At 53.5% G+C, this 21,366-nt stretch carries 2 protein-coding genes and 1 pseudogene; all 3 read right to left on the minus strand.

What is annotated here, in order from left to right:
- Positions 1-79: 79 nt before the first annotated feature.
- Positions 80-14,380 carry an SDR family NAD(P)-dependent oxidoreductase gene (locus ACFYU8_RS17325; protein WP_390301196.1) on the minus strand — a complete coding sequence of 4,767 codons (14,301 nt, stop codon included), beginning with the start codon at positions 14,378-14,380 and terminating at the stop codon, positions 80-82.
- Between the two features lie 43 nt (positions 14,381-14,423).
- Positions 14,424-16,460 (minus strand): beta-ketoacyl synthase N-terminal-like domain-containing protein, encoded by a 2,037-nt coding sequence (locus ACFYU8_RS31500; protein WP_483862306.1) that lies wholly within the window; start codon positions 16,458-16,460, stop codon positions 14,424-14,426.
- 18 nt (positions 16,461-16,478) lie between these two features.
- Positions 16,479-21,359 (minus strand): annotated as a pseudogene (locus ACFYU8_RS31505) (type I polyketide synthase); the annotation flags it as partial.
- Positions 21,360-21,366: the final 7 nt, after the last annotated feature.

Below are 21,366 nucleotides of genomic sequence, written 5' to 3' on the forward strand. Positions count from 1 at the left end.
TGCGAGTACTATTAAATTTTGGCTTGCCGAAACAAAAAAAGCGAGATACGCATCTGCGTACCTCGCTTTTGTCAGTGTATTATACGAACATGGCGTGCTGCTTATAAAAGGATTGAAAAAAACGTCCCGAAAGCGGCCGCTTTCCATAAAGTTTCTCGCAGAACGCATAAATCGTTTGTCTTGCGGCTTCGTCTTCGAGCATTGTCATATGTGTCAAGGCTTCAACGTCCATCACGTACGCCTGCGGGATCTGTCGAACCCATTCCTCCCAGTAAGGCAGATGGTCGAACGGAACGGCCCCTTCTTTAGATGTTAAATAAGGTTCCCATGGTCCCATGAACACCCCACTCTGGTTTCGGAAGTAATAGCAGGTCACTTCATCAGGCCGAGGTAGAGGCAGAAGCTTATAGTCTGTCACCCCGTAGCGCTGCTGCATGGAAAACTGACGCTCCAATTGCTTCTCCAGCAGCCGCTTAGGAATATCCAGTCCTCTATGCTCGGCTAGCTCGGTTAGACGTTCAAAGAATACATCGAATCCGTTGTCGCAGTCAATCTCATCCCTATGGATGAGAAGACCTTTCTCATCGGTCGAGGCAATGCCATGGATGGCTGCCAACGCCATGTTAACGGTTTGCAGGGCTATAGAATTCTGATCGAGGGTCGTCCTCTGGACCTCCGGGCTAAACATCGTATCCAGCATGACCAAAGACGATACGGTCTCACCCGCTTCCTGCAGCTGTCGCGTCATTTCGTAGGCCAACATACCGCCGAGCGAATATCCGCCAAGCTCATAAGGGCCCTCCGGCTGAATCGCTTGGATGAGTCGGACATATTGTGAAGCAATAGCCACTATGCCCTCAGGTGCTTCATCGCCGGTACCACCGAACGATTGGATACCGTAGAACGGTCTTTTCGCATACGCCGCTAAAGAACGATATACTTCCACGCCTCCGGATGCGCCATGAATCCAAAATACCGGCCTTCCATCCGTAATAGGATTGAGCCGAATGATCTGCTGATTGAAGTTCTCCTCCAAAAAAGAGCCGTCAACATGAAGATCATTGATTTCCGGCGGGAAGTTCGCTTGCACCTTGTCGATCAAGTCTTGAATCGTTTCACAAGTCAACAGATCGGGGAGCTCCATCGACGGAGCAGCTACTTTCTGCAGGCCTGCAAGCAATTGCGCGAGATGAAGCGAACTCAATCCGTAATACATCAATCGTTTGTCGGATTGAATCTCTGTCGGCATCATGCCAAGAAGTAAAGCGACGCTATTTAAGACGATTGTCTTTGCATCATTCCCGTTCATGGCAAGCTGAGCCTTTTGTGTGCTCATCTCATCGTTCTTGCTCATCTCAGCTTCCGTCCGTTCTAAGCCCGCTTCCGGTTGGGATTCAAGCCAGCAGCGCTGCTTGACGAACGGGTAAGTGAGCAATGGTACGATTCTCCCCTTTCTTCGGCTGCGATACAATTCCCTCCAGTCCATATCGCCGCCCTTTGACCAGTAGATGGCAAGCTTCTCGACATCATATTCATCCATCAAGTGCTTCATATACAGCCGGCCGTTCTTACCAGAAAGGAGCCTGAGCATATCATCCGGAGGTCCGCCCGCATTTCCTTCGTATAACCCGAAGCTCCCGGATAGCGGAAGATCCGAACTGCCGGTATCATCAAGATAGTACGAGAGCGCGGCCATCAATTCTTCCCTGCTGCTCGCTGTTACAGCAAGGCGGAAGTCCGTGGCTTCACGACCGACCTGTAGCGTATAGGCCAGATCATCCAGCGAAAGCTCCTCGTTCCGCTTCACATACTGACGTACATGGTACACGGCTTCCTTCAGACGTTCCCGGCTTTTGGCCGAAAGGATCAATAATTGATTTCCAGTTTCCTGTACAGACGGCTCTTCAACAGGCGGCACATATTCCTCGACAATCAGATGAGCATTCGTACCGCCGGCACCAAAGGAGCTGATCGCCGCGCGAAGCGGGAATTTCCCGCCATGTGGCGCTTCAATTTCCGTCTGCTGCCAGTCCTCTAAACGCCGCTGAATACGGAAATTCGTTTCCTCAAGGCGTAAATTCGGATTCAAGGCTGTGTCCGAGCCGATTGTCGGAACAAGCTGCCGATGCTTTAACTGAAGAACGACTTTTGCTAATTGGGCGATGCCCGAGGCAGCTTCCCCATGCCCGATGTTGGATTTGACGGACCCAATCGGCAGAGCACGCTTCGTACCGGAATGGCTGCGGTACACCTTGTTCATCGCCGCCATTTCAACTGCATCGCCGATGGATGACCCGTTAGCCGCACACTCGATATAGCTGATTGACTCTGGTTTTATGTCGGCCTGGCGCATGCTTTCTTCCATCAGTTGGGCTTGCGCATTCGGATTCGGCGCTCCGTAGCCGTTTGTCTGTCCGCCATGATTGACGGCGGTTGATTTAATCACCGCTAATATGGAATCACCATCCTCGATGGCTTTGACTAGCGGTTTTAATAGGACCGAACCGACTCCTTCCGATGGCAAATAACCGTCCCCGTCCGTGAAACTTCTGCTTCCAGGATGACTGCCAGCCAAACGAGACATGCTTAAGCCGACATACTTTTGCGGATGAAGCGAAAGATTGACGCCGCCGGCGATCGCCAGCTCGCATTCACCCTTCCGCAAGCTTTCGCATGCCATATGGATCGCGACCGCCGAGGAAGAGCACATCGTATCGACAGCGATGCTCGGACCTTTGAGATTAAAGAAATGGGACACCCGGTTGGCGATGGAGCTATAAGAGGACAGAGCAAGAAGCGGCTCCTTCGCCGGGTCCTTATTAAGCAAATGATAATGATTGTACATACAACCGGCATACACGCCGACCTTGCTGCCGTACTCATGCTCAAGCGTCTGGCTTGTATATCCCGCTTGCTCTAGCGTGTTCCATACGGACTCGAGAAACAGCCGCTCTTGCGGGTTTATATAAGACGCTTCCAGGGGTGATAGTTGGAAGAAGATCGGATCGAATTGATCAATATCTTTCAGAAACCCGCCCCATTGACAGTAGCTCTTGCCCGGCTTGCCTTTCTCAGGATCATAATACTTGCCGCTTTGCCAACGAACAGTGGGTATTTCTTCAATACAATCCTTCCCGCTCTTCAAATTGTCCCAGAACTGGTCTAAATCGTCCGCTCCCGGATAGCGGCCCGACAATCCGATGATCGCGATATCGGACGCAGGTTGACGCTCGGATATCTCCTCGCGGATAAGCGTCGCTGGCTTTAACACTGGTTTTGTCGCCGCTGGAGCCGGCGTAACGGATAAATGAGCAGCCGCTAAGACCGGTGAAGCTGTCTTTGTTATCACTTGCGTAGGCTCGGGCGCAAGCAACCGACGGAGCTCACGCTCATAATGACCGAGAAGATATTCACTCAGCGCTTGTATATTTTCATACTCGAAGAACAAGGTCTTCGGCAGCGAGCCTAATTCATTCTCAAGCTGTGCCGTAAGCTGCATCGCCATAATCGAGTCAATGCCAAACTTGCTGAAAGAAGTCTTGGTATCCATACGATGCAGCGGCATGCGTATATAGGATGACAGGGTCTCCCTTAAGTAGTGCATCGTTCTCTCATACAGCTCGTCTGGTCCGAGCAGGTTATCTCTATCTGATTGCCACTCGGCCGCGGGAGCTTGCTGCGCTGTCGCCAACTCTTCCTTGAGCGGCGTTGTGCTCAAAGCCATGTTCGTCACCGCAACTTGGTGCTTCCCGCTTGCTAGCGCAGCGTAAAGCGCTTGAATGCCCTGCTGGCTCTGCATCGCTTTCATTCCCACACGCTGCTCCATCATCGCTTCCGTTGCGGGATCGACGGTCATGCCGCCTTCCTGCCACAGCGGCCAATTCACCGAAAGCGTATGTCCTTGCCGCTGGCCAGCCGCTGCCAGCTCATTCCGATAAGCGGCGAAGGCATCCATAAACCCGTTTGCTGCCGCATAATCCGCCTGCCCATAGTTTCCGAGGCATCCGGAAAGCGAGGAAAACAGAATAAAGAAGTCGAGCTCCAGCCCGCTTGTTGCTTTGTCCAATGCGATGAGCCCATCCACTTTAGGTCCCAAGACAGCAATCAAATCGTCTGTTGTTTTATGGATCAGGAAGCTATCCTTCTTCATACCCGCAGCATGAAGGATGCCGTTCAATCGGCCATGTCGTGCTACAATTCCACTCATCAGTGCCGCCATGTCCGATTCCTTGCGAACATCTACGGTATGATACTCCACGTGTGCGCCTAACTCGCGAATCGTTTCCAATTGGGACTGACGGTTATGGTCAAGCTCTGACCTTCCGGTTAGAATGATTGCCGCTTCACGGGATTTCCTAGCGATATCCTGTGCGAAGATCAATCCAAGTCCCCCGGCACCGCCGGTGATGAGGTAGACGCCTCTGTCCTTCCACGGCGCTTCCACCACAACGTCCGCCGTATTCAGGCCTTCGATTACCGCTTCATACCGCCGGCTTCCTTCATAGCGAATATGGCTGACCGATGGATGACGGCCGTCAATCTCTATAAAGGAAAGCAGTTGATCGGATGAGACAGTTGCATCGAATTCGATTAACTGGCACCATACATTCGGATTCTCCAGATGCGCCGTCTTCAACATACCGGCTAATCCGGCGTATAGCTGCTGCTCACCGGAAGCGGGGATCAGCAGCTGGATCAGTGTCTGACCGCCAAACTTGTCCCTTAAGATCTTCTGAATGTCAACCATGAGCTGCTCCGCATAGCCGGCATACCGTTTCTCGATCACCGGCCCTTCTGCTTTCAGCACCTTGCACGCCGCCTCAGGGAACGCTCGGGCCAGCTGCGCGTTCATGCTTTGGTTTTCTTCCAGCAGATACATATACCGCCGGGTGATTGTGCACGCTTCGCTTCGGTCTTCATCATTGCGTTCGGCCCATGCCGGATTCCATAGAAGCGGAGCGTCTTCTTCCATAGACATAGCCGCTTCCTCTTCCACTTCCAATTGACGCGAAGAGAGGCCTTGCAGTATCGCGCAGTGTTTTCCATGCTCATCGTAGATGTCGATATCAAGCTTTTGAATCGCCCCTGATGCAATGCTTCCGGAGCTTCTTCGAATCCATGCCCACATGACCGCTGTACTTGGCCCCAATATCACCAAACGGTCCAGTGCATAAGGAAGTCCTGGCCTTAATGCTCCTTCCGAGCCGGTTCCTCCTTCCGAATCTAAAGGTAATGCGGCCATTCCGATTGATGCTTGCAGCGCCGAATCGATCATGCCCGGATGAAGCACATAATGCTCCAGTGTGGACAAGGCGGAAGCCGCAATTTCCAAACGGGCCAGCAGCTCGCCTTTACCGACCTGGATTCGGTCAATAGCACGATGGCCAGGTCCGTAATCCATGTCCAGCCGGCCAAGCATGTCATAACATTGGGCGCCGATGATGAGTCCGACGTCACATCTAGCCTGATGTTCTTCGAGCAATTCGGTATGCGGCACTTGAACGGATTCGCCTAATGCCGCTGTTCCTTGACAGTGAACCGTTCTTCCCGCCGGATGACCCGATGCTTCCGTATAAATTTCGAAGAAGAAGTCCAAGTCCACTTCGGAATTACGCTGCAGATGAATGTTCACCGTGACGGAACGATCTTCCACGACGATTGGCTGTGCCCATCCGATATGCCGCAGTAAGACGGGTGACGTTGGCGGACCTGATCCTTTTTCGCATGCTGCCGTCACAGCCGCCCGCGCCATCTCCAGATAGGTGACGGCAGGCAGCACCTTTCGACCTCGAACTGAATGATCCGTCAAGAAAAACTCCGTCCCCGTCAGAACCGTTTGAAACAATAGACCTGAAGTGTCCTTCAACGAAGCGCCCTGAAGGTTCAGAGGCAAAGATTCGCTAGACGCTTTCATAGGTTCGCGTCTTTGTGGATCCTGCGGCGGATAGTCAGTATTCGAAACCCAGTAACGCTCTTTGGCAAACGGATACGTCGGAAGCGGAACACGCGAATAGGAGTCGCCGGCAAACAGCTGACTGTAATTCAGCGCATAGCCTTGAACATACAATTCGGCTGCCGTGGACAGATGCTCCAGATACAAGCCTGGATTCGTGCAAGTTTGGCAGCTCTCGATCGCGGCATTGCCGAACCGCTTTAACGATTGCTGCTCGCGAACGTCGTTTTCCGCTAACTCAGATACGTACACCTGCGCCGTTTTACCGCGCGATAGCCAGTTGGAGAGCAGCTGTTTTAGCTCTTCAGCGTCTTTGACGATAAAGGCCAACCTGTGATTCATGTGACGGCGCCCAACCAGCAGTGTATAGCTGATGTTTCCCGCATCAATGCCAGGTACCCGCTGGCAATGCTCCAACAGCCTCTCGGCTTGCTGCTTCAGCTGTTCCCGGCTGCGGGCTGACAGCGTAATGAGATAAAACGGCCTCGATGCATGCATGCGCAAAGGAGCTGGAGCCTCCTCAATGACCATATGCGCATTGGTGCCGCTGAAGCCGAAGGAGCTGGTGGCTGCAATCCGCCTTGAGCCCGGTGGAACCGCCCAATCTTTAATCTCCGTATTGACATAGAACGGGCTGCTGGAAAACTTGATATGCGCATTGCCCGTCTCATAATGCAAGGAAGGCGGGATTTGCCGGTTTCGCAGCGACAGCAAAATTTTGAAAACGCCTGTGACACCTGCAGCTGCAGTTGTATGACCAATATTCGTTTTTATTGTGCCGATCGCGCAGAACTGCTTTTTATCCGTGTAATGGCTGAAGGCACTGTTCAATGCTTCGAACTCGATCGGATCGCCGAGACGGGTTCCGGTGCCATGCGCCTCCACCATTTGAATCTGCTCCGGATGAATGGCGAAACGCTCATAGACGGACTTTTCCAGCCGTTCCTGCGAATTGGCGCTTGGAGCGGTAATGCCGTTTGTCGTCCCGTCCTGGTTAATGCCCGACCCCTTAATAACCCCGTGGATATGATCGCCGTCGGCAATGGCATCCTTCAGCCGTTTTAGCACGACGACCCCGACCCCTTCGCCAGGCACGAAGCCGTCCGCCCGATTATCGAACGTGTGACATTTGCCCGAAGGAGACAGCATGCCGGCCCGGTTGGAATTGATATAAAACGTTGGCGTCGTTTGGACAAACACGCCCCCTGCCAGCGCCATCTCGGTCTCTCCGGTCCATAAGCCTTGGCAGGCAAGATGGATGGATACGAGCGAGCTGGAGCAGGCGGTATCCACCGTAACGGCAGGGCCCTGCAGATTTAAATAATAGGCGATTCTGGCAGGAATAATGGATGGAGCATTCCCCCACATCGCTTGCGGAGGCGAGTTGTCTCCGATATGGTGCACATAGTCGCCGATATTGTAGCCGACATATACGCCGCAGGCACGACCCTCTACGCTCTGGCCCGCATAACCCGAATCCTCCAGCGCCTTCCATGATTCCTCCAGGAACATGCGCTGCTGCGGATCCATATAGGTAGCCTCGAGTCCGGAAATATTAAAGAAGGACGGATCGAACTTATCGATCTCATCCAAGAAGCTGCCGTGATTGCAGTAAGGCATGCCTTTGGGTGCATACTTTGATAGATCCCACCGGGTAACTTCTTCAACAAGATCATGACCTTGAGCCAAATGGTCCCACAATTCATCCAGCGTGTTCGATTTGGCAAAACGGCCACTCATTCCGATTATGGCGATTGGCTCTTTAACTGCTGCTTCCGCAGCCCGAACGGATACAGCTGCCTCGGCCGGCTGCGCGGACGCCTTCGTTTGCAAGGATTCGAAATGGACAGCTTGCTCCTCCCTTTCAAGAGGAATTGAACCTTGCTCGTAAACGGCAGCGAGTCGGTCGCTAAATGCGGACACGACAGCCTCTTTATGCGCAGACAGCAAATAACCGGCCAGTTGATTGATCGAACTGTAGTCAAAAAGAATGGTCGTCTTCATCTCAATCTGCAAACGTTCGTTAAGCGTATTGACGATATGCACACCGGAAATGGAATCAAGCCCGTAGTCTGCGAAAGAGTCATCCATATCGAGCGATGACGCATCCAGCTTCAGCGTTTCCGCCAGCTGGGAAGCGATCAACGATTTGATTTCATCCTGGAGCATCTGCTCATTCAAGGCAAATAAGCTGTCTTCTCTTTCGCTTCTGGAATCCGCATGTGCTGCATCACCCCGCTCTTTCGTCAATGTTGAAACGGATTGGGTCGCAGACTGCTGAGCGCTTATTCCTTTCCGTTGTTCCCCTCTAGACTGCCTGATGATTCCATCGCTTTGCGCCGCAACGATTTGCTGTCCCAGGTCGTGATGATCCCGGGCCAAGAAGCCGATCGCACCGAAGCCCTCCCTATCAAGCAGCTGCTGCCAGCTTTCGGGCGAGAGCGCCGGACTGCCCGGGATCCGAATGCCGGGATCGTCATACAGCCACCAGCCTTCCAGCAGTCCGAACGTAAGATGGGTAAATAGGGCGCTGCTGCTAATTTCATTTAAAAGCAACCATCCTCCGGGCTTTAATGCCGCTTTGGCGTTGCGAACCGTCGTCCGCATGTTACGCGTAGCATGAAGGACGTTCGCGGCTATGACAAGATCATACCGACCGGCATCAACGCCTTGCTGCGCAAGAGCTTGCTCTACGTTGAACGTGCGGTACGTCAGGAACGGATAGCTAGGGCCGTATTCCTTCTGCGCATGGAGCAGGAACATTTTGGATAGATCGGTATAGCAGTATTCCGCAATATGAGTCTTATAGAGAGCAAGCTTGGCAAGCACGCCCGCAGACGTACCGCCTGTGCCCGCGCCGATTTCCAGAATACGAATTTGCGCCTGCGGATTTTCCTGTACACGCTGTCTGACTACACGCAGGGTTGCCTCGGCCACTACATCGTTGAAATAATCGGCTACCGGATTGCTCTTGTAAATCCCCTCTACAAGTTCCATTGACGAGTTCGGAAAGAGCACGTCGGTCGCTGCGGATTTCCCTGTAAGGACGGCCGGCAAGGACTTCAGCGTTGTTTCTACCAATACGATTTGCGCTCTTGTTTTCTCGTCCTCCCGCCATTTAGCGGTATGCTGCCTCCACTGCTCCCATACCGTCCCGTGTTCGGTGCTTGCCGTGACTGACGTAACCGACAGAAGATGGCCGCTGCGGGACAGCAGCCCGAGCTCTACGAGAACAGTAACGCTCTGACTCAGCCATTCGGCATACAGCTCTTCGGCGATTCCTGAAACAGCCATTGCCTGTTTCAGATCGAACGTTCCGGAAGCGAATAACCCCGTTTGTCGAAGCTGCACGAACAACAGCCTGCCAAGAAGTGCGTTCATCTCATCCGTCTTCTCCGCGTTCTCACGCTTCAGCTGTCCGATATCGGGTCGCTCAGAGGCGGCAGGCAGGCTTCGGCCTGCTTCAGCTGACCGCTGCCCTGCAGCAAGAGCCGTAATTTCTTCTTTGGGATTCATGCTTTCGACGGGGATCGGCTTCGTCGTTTTCATGACAGCCAGCTGCAATTGCGGCTGGTCAAGCACTCTCTCGATCGCCTGCATCGCTTCCTCCGGCTCGATCAGCCCGATTCCAAGCTCCTGCAGCATCCGGTATTGTTCCGTATCCTCGACCTTGTCGCTTGACCAGAATCCCCAGTTCAGCACTTTCACGCTGCAAGACCACTGCTGTGCCAGCAAGTGCGCGAGAGCATCCTTAAAGACGCAACCGGCCGCATAATGAGCCTGTTGCGGATTCTTAATGAAGCTGATGAGCGACGAGAAGAAAAGTACGAAATCCAGCCGTTCCTCGTGAAATACCTGCGCCATCCTGACGCTCACATCAACTTTAGCGGAGAGCGCAGCTTGAAGAGCAACCTCATCCATTTCAGCCAAGCTGTACTCGTTTAATACCATTGCCGAATGGACGACGCCGTTTACAGAGCCAAAGCGCTGCTTAATCTCGGCATAAGCCTGCGAGAGCGAATGGATATCCGATGCGTCTGCACTCCAATACCGAATCTCGGGACCACGATCTGAAAAACTGTGAATTTTGGTTCGAATAGCGTCATTCATCGGGCTGCGGCCAATCCATACGATTTGCGCTTGATAGGTACGAATCATATACTCCGACCATACGCTGCCGATCCCGCCGGCGCCGCCGATGACGACATATACGCCTCCATTCCGGTACACCGGCGCCTTCGGAGTGGGAAGAACAGTTGGAATTAGCTGCATACGGTGCCACTCACGCCCTCTGTATACTGCAGCCCCGCCTTTCCGGTCTGCAGGGACCCGGAACATCTCGGACACCGGCCATGTCGAATCCGACTCCAAGTCGATAAGACGAATCATCCAGTTTGGATATTCTTTAGCAAGCGAGCCGATCAGTCCGTGAACGCCTGCCTGTGCCGGTTTTATGATGTCTTTCTTGTATACCGCTTGGGCCTGGGTCGTGATGACCGTGAGACCGACGGGCCTTGAACCGTAGCCGGATTGCAACAGCGCTTGAATAAACCGGAAGCAGCTGAGCGTAGTCTGATTGTGAGCGGTAATCAGCGCATCGTCCAAGACACCGTCATTAGCAGCAGGATCACGAACTGCCCATATAAAATGTCCGATATCCTCAAAGCCGGAAATCTTCCGCTTGATATCAGCCACGGATGCGTCTTCGTCATTACCCAAATTTACGGAACCCGGATATAGGGCTAGGATTTGCGCGAAACGTTCGTTGCAGAGACCAAATACAGCGATCCGTTCCGTTACGGCAGGGAAAAAGTCGCCTTCCGACTCAACGGTGAACGTATCCCACACCGGAGTAAACTGCCGCAGCATATCCTGCGAACCGGCACCTGCGTCAGCTTCCACGATACGTTGGTTAGCGTCAATTACGGCTGAGCTTTCTCCCTGAGGCGAGATCGGACTTGCCGCTTTGGTTGTGCTTCCTGCTTGCTGTACCGCTGTTGGCAGGCTGTCCTGCGGTTTCGCCGCAACCGGCAGCCAGTATCGGTTTTTCGCAAAAGGATAGGTCGGAAGATGCATTTTTCTCGGTTTATCGGCACGGTAAAGCCGTCCCCATTCGATATCGCCGCCCTGAGCCCAACACTGTGCTATTTCAGCCATGTTTCCTTCTGTGAACCAACGGTCGTCCGTCTTCGTCACTTCCACCAACACGCCGGACTTCTTCTTCAGCTGACCTCTCCAGCAGTTCGGAATGGAAGGTTTACCATCCGCATATGCTTTCAATTTCTCGGCCAGTTCCCGGATGCTGCTGACTAGAAAGACAACCCGCTCTTCCATTGCTTCGCGTCCGGTCTGTAGCGTATACGCAATGGACGACAAGCTCATCTCCTGAGATGCCCCGCCTTCCGCATGACGATTGCGATTCAGGATCAGATGCAGCGATTCGGCGGCATCAGAGATTGATCGAAGCTCGTACCAATCGATGCTTTCGCTCTCGATTTCATATTCCCGCAGCAGTTGATCCCGGACAGCAGACAGGTGAGCCGTCTCCATGCCGTATTCCGACCAGTCTTGATCGAAATCGATGTCTTGTTCTTCCACCTTCAGAACAGTTGAAACCATTCGCAGAATATTGGCTGCCAGCCCGCTCTGTGATTCCATTTCCTTAACGCTAGCCACGTATCCAGCCTCATCTGCAAGGAACCGCGCTAACCGATCCGCATACGCTTTTAAGCGATCTTCATTTTTGGCCGATAACGGCACAATGACGGCAGACGGCTCGCCGCTCGCGGAAGAAGCCTGCTGCGGCACCCATTCCTCTAGAATGACATGCGCATTTGAGCCGTAGGCGCCAAAGGAGCTGATCCCTGCCCTTCTCGGGTATACCGTTTCCTTTCCTGCTTCGATCAGCCGAGGCTGCTCCCATTGTTCTACCTGTCGCTGGATATAGAATGGCGATTGCTCAAAATCGATATATGGATTCGTTTCGCCGGAATGTAGCGACGGCACTAACGTTTTATGATGCATCTGTAGCGCAACCTTAATCAATCCGCAAACCCCGGCGGCGGACTCGCCGTGACCGACGTTGGATTTGACCGAACCGATAGCGCAATATTGACGGTCATCCGTGTAGCGGGAATAAGCTTTAACCAGTCCTTGGATTTCGATGGGATCGCCGAGCGACGTGCCTGTGCCGTGCGCTTCCATATAGCTGATCGTTCTCGGATGAATATTAGTCTTATTCAGGCAGTCTTCAATCAATTCAGCTTGCGAAACCGGACTGGGCACCGTAATGCCGCTAACCGTACCCACATGGTTGATTGAACTGCCTTTGATAACGGCATATATCTGATCGCCATCCTTGACGGCCGCGCTGAGCGGTTTTAGTACGACCGCGCCAATCCCTTCTCCGGATGTGAATCCGTCGCCGTCTTTACCGAACGTGCGGCAATAACCGTCGCTCGAATGCATGTTGGCCATGCCGAACGTTTTATATTTGCCGGGGTGAAGCGACAAGTTGACACCGCCCGCAATTGCAGCTTCACATTCTCCGCGCCGGATGCTCTCTACTGCCATGTGGACAGCTGTCAGCGATGCGGAGCACAGCGTATCGACTGCCAGACTGGGGCCATGGAAATTAAGCGAATAGGAAACCCGGTTCGCCACGTACGAGTAGCTCAAAGAAAGCGGGAATAGCACGCCTTGCGCCATAAGATCCGACCCGAGTAGCGCATAATCCTTATGCATAATACCGGCGAACACGCCGACAAGGTTCCGTTTGTTCGGTCCTCTTGGCGTTACGAGGCTGGACGGACGGTATCCAGCATCTTCAATGGCTTCCCAGCAGGTTTCAAGAAAAATCCGCTCCTGCGGGTCCATGAATTCCGCTTCGCGAGGCGATATGCGAAAGAACGGCGCATCAAAGCAATCCGGGTCATCAATGAAGCCGCCCCATCTGGAAACCCCTTTGCCCGAAGGAGACTTTAAGTCTTCAAACTGTTTCCAATCCCATCGTGAAGGGGGAATTTCGCTGATGCAGTCTTTGCCGTCCTTCAGATTTTGCCAAAACTCGCGGAGATCGCTTGCCTCTGGAAAACGGCCTGACATTCCGATGATTGCAATATCCTCTTCTTGCGATGTTGATGCCTCTGCGCGGCTGCTGGAATCTGCAGGTGTCATCCTGTTGTCCCGATGTTCTTCAAGCTGCAATCGGGAGGCATCGATTCCATCGCCCGGTGCCGGTGCGAAGCTTTCATCCGCGAATGCCGAAGCGTAGTGTTCGGCCAAGTAAACGGATAGGTCTGCAATCGTCGTATATTCAAAAAGCAGCGTAGGCGGAAGCGATACGCCTACCTTCGCTTCAATTCTCTTAACCATCTCCAGCAAGCCTGGGGAATCCAATCCCATCTCATAATAGCCCGCGTTCCGATCGATATCCGCTTCAGCCATATTCAAGCGCTCAGCCAAGATGCCGGCCAGAAAAACGGCCGCCTGAACGGCGGGAGTGCGCTCCCCACTGAGAGCATGCCCCGCTTTGACTGGAGCCGGTGCCGGTACTGTGACGGACGGGTCATCTCCACCTCCGGAGACGGCAGATGAACCGATCCCGGATGCCGCCCTCACCAGCTTCACCGTGTAGTTTTTCATTTCTGCTACTTTGCGGCCCTTGCTGTCGAATAGCTCCAGCGTCATGCTGAGCAATTCGTTCTTTCGTTGAACACTGGAAGCGAGAACCTGTGTATAGCAGCGCTCTTGAATGAGCTGCTCCGCACGAAAGGATTCAATATATAAGGGCAGAAACAATTGCTGCTCTTCCCCGACATGCGTTCGCAGCAATATCGAGGCACCTGCACCGCTTGCATCTAACAAGACGGGATGAAACAGCACGGCTTCGGCGCTGTCGCGCGAATTGCGATCCAATGCAAGCTCGATGAGCACGCCTGTTGAGGTTTGGAAGGTTTGCCCTTCTGCTTTCATCATTCCGGTATGGATGAGGCCTAGCGCACGAAACTGCGCATAGACCTCCTCTAGATCGACGGAAGCATCCGCCTGATTCATGGCTTGCCCGAGATTGATCGTCTTATCAAATGAAACGGGTTGAATCTTCCGCATTTGGGCTTCGGCATATCGTTTCGCCTCCAGGCTGACCGCTCCATCCCGCGATTCGCGGCCTTCTATAACGATGCTCCAGCATCCCGCTTCCTTCTCTTCCACAACAATATCGATCAGCACCTCGTAATCGTGACCCACCGCCAAGGGATGATAAATCGATACATGGCAAAGCTCCAGCTCTCTCCAATCGTACCCGTTATCCCGAAATACTTGGTAGATCAGGTCGACATAAGCCGGACCGGGCAGCAGTTCCTGACCAAAGGCTTTATGGTTGCTCAGGATCGGATGATCGCTGCTTAATAAAAATTGTTCTTTCATGAAATAGTCCCCCTTGAATGCGCTACCCCTAAGCCCTATGGGGTTATTTGGGTTTAGTTCCGCCCCAGAATGATTTCGGACTGCTGACCTTCCGCTCTTCCGCTTTCATTTTCCATATATTCGTTCGGCTCTTAACCGTCTGCGAATCAGACGATGATACGCTGACCGGTTTTCCGCACTCCTGCCATTCTTCTGGCCAAGGCAGCGGCTTCCGTATGGCATCGCCTGAGCGCTCTTCCTGCCAAGATTCTATAACCGCATGAACATTGGTGCCTCCGTCGCCAAAACAGTTTATCGCCGCTGTTCGAACCGATTCACTCCAGTTCTTCGTTTCTCGGTGAAAGAAAAACGGGGACGCTTCCAAATCAAAGTGCTGCATCGGCAGCTCGCCCGATAAAAACGGTACAAACTGGTCATGATCGAGCATCAGCACAACCTTAATGAAGCTCGCAATCCCTTCGGCGCTTAGCGGGTGACCGATATTAGGCTTGATGGAGCCCAAGGCGATAGCGGCATTTCCACCGTTTCCATAAACCTGCTGAATCGTCTTGAGCTCCAACAGATCGGTTACTTCCGAGCCTGAGCCGTTCGTTTCGATATAAGAAACGTCAGACGGATTTCTGCCGCTCTTCTTTAAGGCAGCGAGCATGACGTCCTTCTGCGCCTGCATATTTGGAGCCGCCGGCCCCGCGGTTCTCCCATCGTTATTTACGGCGATTCCCTTGATAACGGCGTAGATGCGGTCTCCGTCAGCCAGCGCCTGCTTCACTGTTTTTAACAGGACAACGCCGGCGCCTTCACTGAGTACAACGCCATCAGCCCTGCCGTCAAAGACGTGAAATGTCGAGCTTTTGCTCAGAATGCCGCGCTGACCGAATAGTTTGTGCGAGAAGTCGCTGTTCAGCAGGCTGACCCCTCCCACCAATGCGGACACCGTATCCCCGCTCCGCAGGCTTTGAATGGCCATGCTCATCCCGGTCAAGGCAGAGGAACAAGCCGTATCGATCACCATGCTGGGACCCCTTAGGTCAAAGAAACGGGATATATTAGCAGCCAAGTAATTTTGGCCGACCGCGACGATCGGATTTCTCGTTTGAAGGAGCAGTTCCTCGCCCGGCCAATACTGGGTTCTGGCACCGATATAAACGCCAACGGCCTTTCCTTTTACGTCCGCACGGTTATACCCTGCGTGATGAAGCGCTTTTACACTTTCCTCCAAGATGAGTAGTGCCTGCGGGTCCATCGCTCTGGCATCCTCGTCCGGAATATGAAAAAACGACGGATCGGCATGGCGAAGCGCATCCAGCAGCCCTGCATAATAAAGCTGGTCGCTCCCCCATCGTTCCTTCGGAACCGGCCGTATCGCGCTTCGGCCTTCCGTGAGCAGCGACCAATAATGGGTCAAGTCCTTCGCTCCCGGAAATCGGCAGGACATCCCGACGACCGCTATACCCTCCTCGCCGATTCGTTCCTGATGAATCGACTGACGGGAGATCTCCGCTTCAGGCATGGAAGGAGCATCGCTAAAATCATGAATTGGCATTGACTGTTCATGCTCCTGGCACTCCTGGCCCCCCGACAGCAATTCCCGGGTCAGCGGCTCGCCGTATGAGGCCGTCAACCAATCTGCGAGCGACTGAATGGTCGTATGCTCGTAAAGCACCGATGGGTCGATATCCTTGCCTACGGTGCGGCTTATTGTCCGAATTAATTGCGCCAATATGATCGAGTCTGCACCATAATCCTGAATCGGTATGTGAAGCTCCAGCTTGGATCGCTCAAGCTTCAATTCCGCTGCAAATAAATCCAACAGCCATGAACGTACGGCTCCCGGCAGCGATGCTTGTGACTCCAAACGCACTTCCGATGGGCCGGAAGCGGGATTCCGCGTGGTGAGGCTGCTTTCAAGCCGTCGCATAAGCAGACTCTCCGGCTGCCACTTATCAGGTTGAACGACAGCAGGCAAAACGACCGCTCCCGGCGGCTTTGCAATTATATGATCAAGCAATCTCAGCCCTTCCCGGTCGGTCAGGCTGTGCATACCGGTGGCAAGGAAGGCGCCGCTTTGCACCTCGCCCATGCCTGATTCTTTCCAGCTCGGCCACTGAATGCTGATAATGGGCTTTTGATTCGCATGAGCCTGCGCGAAATAATCCATAAACGAATTGGCCATCGCATAATCGCTTTGTCCCGCAGCCAGCGATGGAACAACCGCCGATACGGACGAGAATAGAGCAAAAAAGGCAAGCGGCTCATCCTTGAAACATTCCCATACGGACATTAAGCCTTCCACTTTCGGCTCCAATACCTGCCGTATAACAGAGGTTGGCTTGTGAACAAAAGCCGGATACTCCCGATCGCCGACGCCCGCGCAGTGGATCACGCCTCCTGCCGGTCCCCATTCATCTCGAATATCAAGAAGTGCCTGCTTTAGTGCACCTGTATCCGTTAGCGGGATGGCGAGCGTCCGCACGTCAGCCCCTATCTTCTCCAATTCCTTGACTAAACGGATCTTATTCGCCATTGGTGAAGTCCGGACCGCCTCGGATTCCCATGCTTCCCGGGGAGGCAGCGCTTCTCTTCCGAGCAGGACAAGCCTTTTCACGCCCATGGTTTCAACGTAATGGCGTGCACACAATGCACCTAGTCCCCGCGTTCCGCCGGTAATCCACAGCACATGCCCCTCCGGCCACGAAAACGGCTTGGCATTCTGTACCGTCTCTTGCTCCCGTAGGTATGCGCGGTAACGCACGGATTTGCGGTAACAAATTTCCGGCCACTCGCTGTTACAATGCAGTTCAGCAATCAATTGTTCCGCCCAGGCTTTACCATTATCCATAGCATCCAGATCGACATGTCTGGAATGAATATTGGCGTATTCGCTTTGCAGCATACGGTATAGTCCGGCTCTGCAAGCTCCAGATAATCGCACAGTATCGCTGCGGAATCGCTCAAGACCTTTCGTTACGCCGATCAATTTGATCCCTTTGCTTCGTCTTACATCTATTAGCCGCTGGAGCCAAGGCAATCCTTCCAGGTTCCGATCCGCTTCGCTGCTGCAGCCTAAAAGGTCAATGCAAGCATCGAAATCCATCTCCTCTACCTCTCCCGCTGTCATCTCATCGAGTTGACGAGGATGAAGGACGACAGCGCCGGGAAGCCTCGATTTAAGCTCCATCACAAGCTCGCGGGTTCCATCCTCAGTAACAATAGCGACTTTACCTGGCGGTTCACCGTCGGCCGATGCCTTTTCTTCTATCCATTCTTTGCAGAGCAAACGTGTCGTATCGGGCTTAAGGGAGTCTGCGGAAGCACCGCTTGAGACCTCAAGCGGTTCTCCCGGCACCCAATAGTGGTCCCGAGAGAACGGATATACTGGCAAATGGATACGACTTTGCATCTCGTCCCCGAATAATAAATCCCCGTCTAGGCTATAGCCTTGGCAGTATAACTCGGCCAGCGCGATCAATGCTCCCCGGTATTCACTCGAAGCCTTGTCCATAGACTGGATTTTATGAAGCCAATCGACCCTTTCCTGCTCCTTCGCCTTGTCAGCTTTAAACATCCGTTCTACTTGTCCGAACAAAATGTGCGGGCCAGACCGCTTCTCAGCCGTAGCCAACCAGGCTTCTACCGCTTCCTCCTTGCTGGAGGCAACGATTACGCAGCGATAAGCAAACGGCTGTCTGCCTTCAAGAAGCGTAAGGCAAATTTGTGATAATTCCACCGATGCAGGCTGGCTCGCCATGTAATGCCGCATATCGTCTATTCTCCGCAAAAGCGCATCCTCGCTCTTTGCTGAAAGGGGAAGCATATAATACGCTGTTTGACCGGAATAGCTGCTGTGCCGCTTCTCGTTGTAGCTCTGAAGGACGAAATGGGCGTTCGTACCGCTCATACCGAACGCACTTACGGCACCAGTTAACGGCGCGCCTGAGCTGGAACGCCATGGCCTCGGCTCGCGGTTCACATAGAACGGGCTCCCTTCAAATCGTATATAATCGTTTTCCTTATCCATATGAAGACTTGCAGGTATCGTCTCATGACGGAACGCCTGGACGAGATTAACGAGGCTGACTAGGCCTGAAGCTGCGAAGCTATGACCAAAATTAGTTTTGGGAGAGGTTAACGCGCATGTACTTTCGTTCAACGCTGCCCCTTTAAACGCTTCCTGAAGCGCGTGGATTTCGACAGGATCCCCCAGCTTTGTACCCGTTCCATGCGTAACGATATACTCGACCTGCTCCGGATTCACGCCGGCCTGCTCGTACACCGAACGGATGAGGCGGGCCTGCGCTGCCGCATTCGGCGCCGTAATTCCGTTCGTTTTGCCATCATAATTGATGCCGCTGCCGCGGATGACAGCATAAATCGGATCGCCATCTTTCTCCGCCAAAGACAATCTTTTCATCACGACGGCCACGACCGCCTCGCCCGGTACCATACCGTTCGCCCGGTTGTCAAAGGCATAGCATTTGCCGTCCGGCGAGAGCATGCCCGCTTCCCTCATCCCGTTCAAATACAACGGTGTCAGCATAAGGTTAACACCCGCGGCGATAGCCGTATCGCATTCGCGGTTGCGAAGGCTGACACATGCTTGATGGGCGGCGACCAGCCCGGAGGAACATGCGGTATTGATCGACATAACAGGTCCGCTCAGGTTAAGGAAGTACGAAAGGCGAGATGCCAGAATCGCATTGTTCGTGGATGTCACGCTGCCTGCCCCTTTAGCGATAAACTGGTAGTCGCCATCCTCAGCTCCGACAAATACGCCGATATTTCCTTCCCGCAGCTGCTTGCTCCCGTATCCTGCATCCTCCAGCGCTCGCATCGACTCCTGCAATAACAGCCGCTGCCTTGGGTCCATCAGCTCCGCCTCGCGCGGAGAGATTTCGAAGAAGGCAGGATCGAACTCGCTGACGCCCGGCACCCATCCGCACGTCCAGCTCTCACCGTTCATGAGATTGCTTCGTACTTCCGGCATCGGCTGAACCGCATCGCGGCCATCCCGCAGAATACGCCACATGTCTTCAACCGAACGAGCCTCAGGAAACCGTCCGCTCATGCCGATAATCGCAATGGGCTCCGGAAATGGATGGCTTTGTGTTTCAACCGCAGCGACGGGTTCTTCAACCGGTTTAGATGGCTCCGTATGAACGGATTCCAGAGCAGCCGCTTCCTGATGAAAATCCAGTCCATCATCAGGACGAAGCTCATATCTGTCCTTGTAAAACCCGGTCAGGTCGTCACGATGCTCCCGTAAGTAAAAATGGATAAGCTTCTCCACGGTCGGATAGGAGAAGAAGACGGCTGGCGTAAGATCAATGCGGTAATGCTTGGTCAGCGATGAAGCCAGCTCGGCAAAGCTGATAGAATTGAAGCCGAAATCGGAAAAATACTGTTCCTTGTCGATCCGGTCAATCGGGATCGCTACTATTCGACTGATGTGCGCCTTCAGGTCTTCCTCCAGCAGCTGCTCTACATTCGACTCAGCATGTTCTGCCCGCTTCGCGATTGATGTCAACGGCGCCGCCTTCACCGGCTTTACCGCTTCCTGTTCAGCTGCCGGCTCCAGACCTAGAGAGCGGCGGACGCTCCCGCGATTCCCAACCATCACAAGATGATTGGGCTCATCTTGTGCTAAGAGAAGCTCAAGCAGCGCGATTCCCTGCTCAGCTTCCAAGGCACGCTGGCCGCTTGCTTGAAGATACATTTTCGTCATAACCGGATCCCCGACACTCATGCCGCCATCCTTCCACAGTGGCCACTGAATGGAAACAATCGACCCGCCATGTCGTCGATCTCCCATGCGAACGCGGGAAGTCCGCTCCGCGTAGGAGGTCATGAACCGGTTACCGACAGCGTAATCGCACGATCCGAAATCGCCCAGTACAGCGGATATCGAAGAGAAGTAAGCAACAAAATCAAGCTCGCGTTCTTCTTGAAGCAGCTCATCGAGCAGGAGCGTGCCGGTAATCTTCGGTTGTATGACTTCGTGGAATTGCTCCGTATTCTTCTCCAGAAGGCTACGGCCGCTTTCCGTACCGGCTGCATGGATAACGCCGTTTATGCTTCCCGATAAAGCAGCCCGAGCTTCAACAAGTCCTTGCTTCATGGCGGCATAGTCACACACGTCCGCTTCGATCGCGAATACGGCGGCGCCTGCCGCTTCAAGCTTTTTCATCATCGATCTTTTGCGAGCATCAATGGATGACCGACCCGTCAGGATAAGCTTGGCCTGATACGTTTTGGCCAAATGCTCCGCAACGACCATGCCGATTCCGCCGAAGCCGCCTGTAATGAGATAAATGCCGCCCCGGCGGAATTTGGTCGCTTTCGGCTGAAGCCGGGTTTCGCGCACGGAACAAACATGCCGTTCTCCCCTTGCATATAAAGAGCTTCGCACCTTGTCCTGTCCAAGCTCTGTCCACAACGACTCCCAAAGATTGCGGCCCGAACTGCGTTCCACCTGAAAACCGTCCGTAAAGAGATGAACAGACATCCGCACATCCTTCATAAGCGGGCCGATCGAACGCTCAAAGCCGATCCAAGACTCCGCATGGCAGCGTTCGATATCCGTGGAGCACACCGCCGCGGCCAGCAGCCTGATCGACGTAAGGCCAGAGGCATGCATCCCTTGGATGAGAGCGGTTAGTTCGTCCGTCATTTGCGCTGAAGGCACTGTCTCCAAAGGCCATAAAAACAGAATGGCTTCTACCGCCTCTGTCCGGTTGACGTCCGCCAGCACACGTTCGAAGCCGGATGAATCCCACTTATCTATGGAATGCGGCCATGTATTCAACGCTTCGCCCTCGTAACGTGACACAAAAACCAGCTTCGTCTTCGGACTTAAGTGGTTAACGGCTTCCGTCAGCTCTAGTTGACGGTGTGAATCCGAAAGGAAGCAAACGACCGTCCGCGGCTGTTCGCGCAGCACTTCCTTCCATTCAGCCGGCTGCCACGTTTCTTGAAACGTCATCACTTCA

Source organism: Brevibacillus sp. NPDC003359 (assembly GCF_042878995.1).
Classification (GTDB): domain Bacteria; phylum Bacillota; class Bacilli; order Brevibacillales; family Brevibacillaceae; genus Brevibacillus.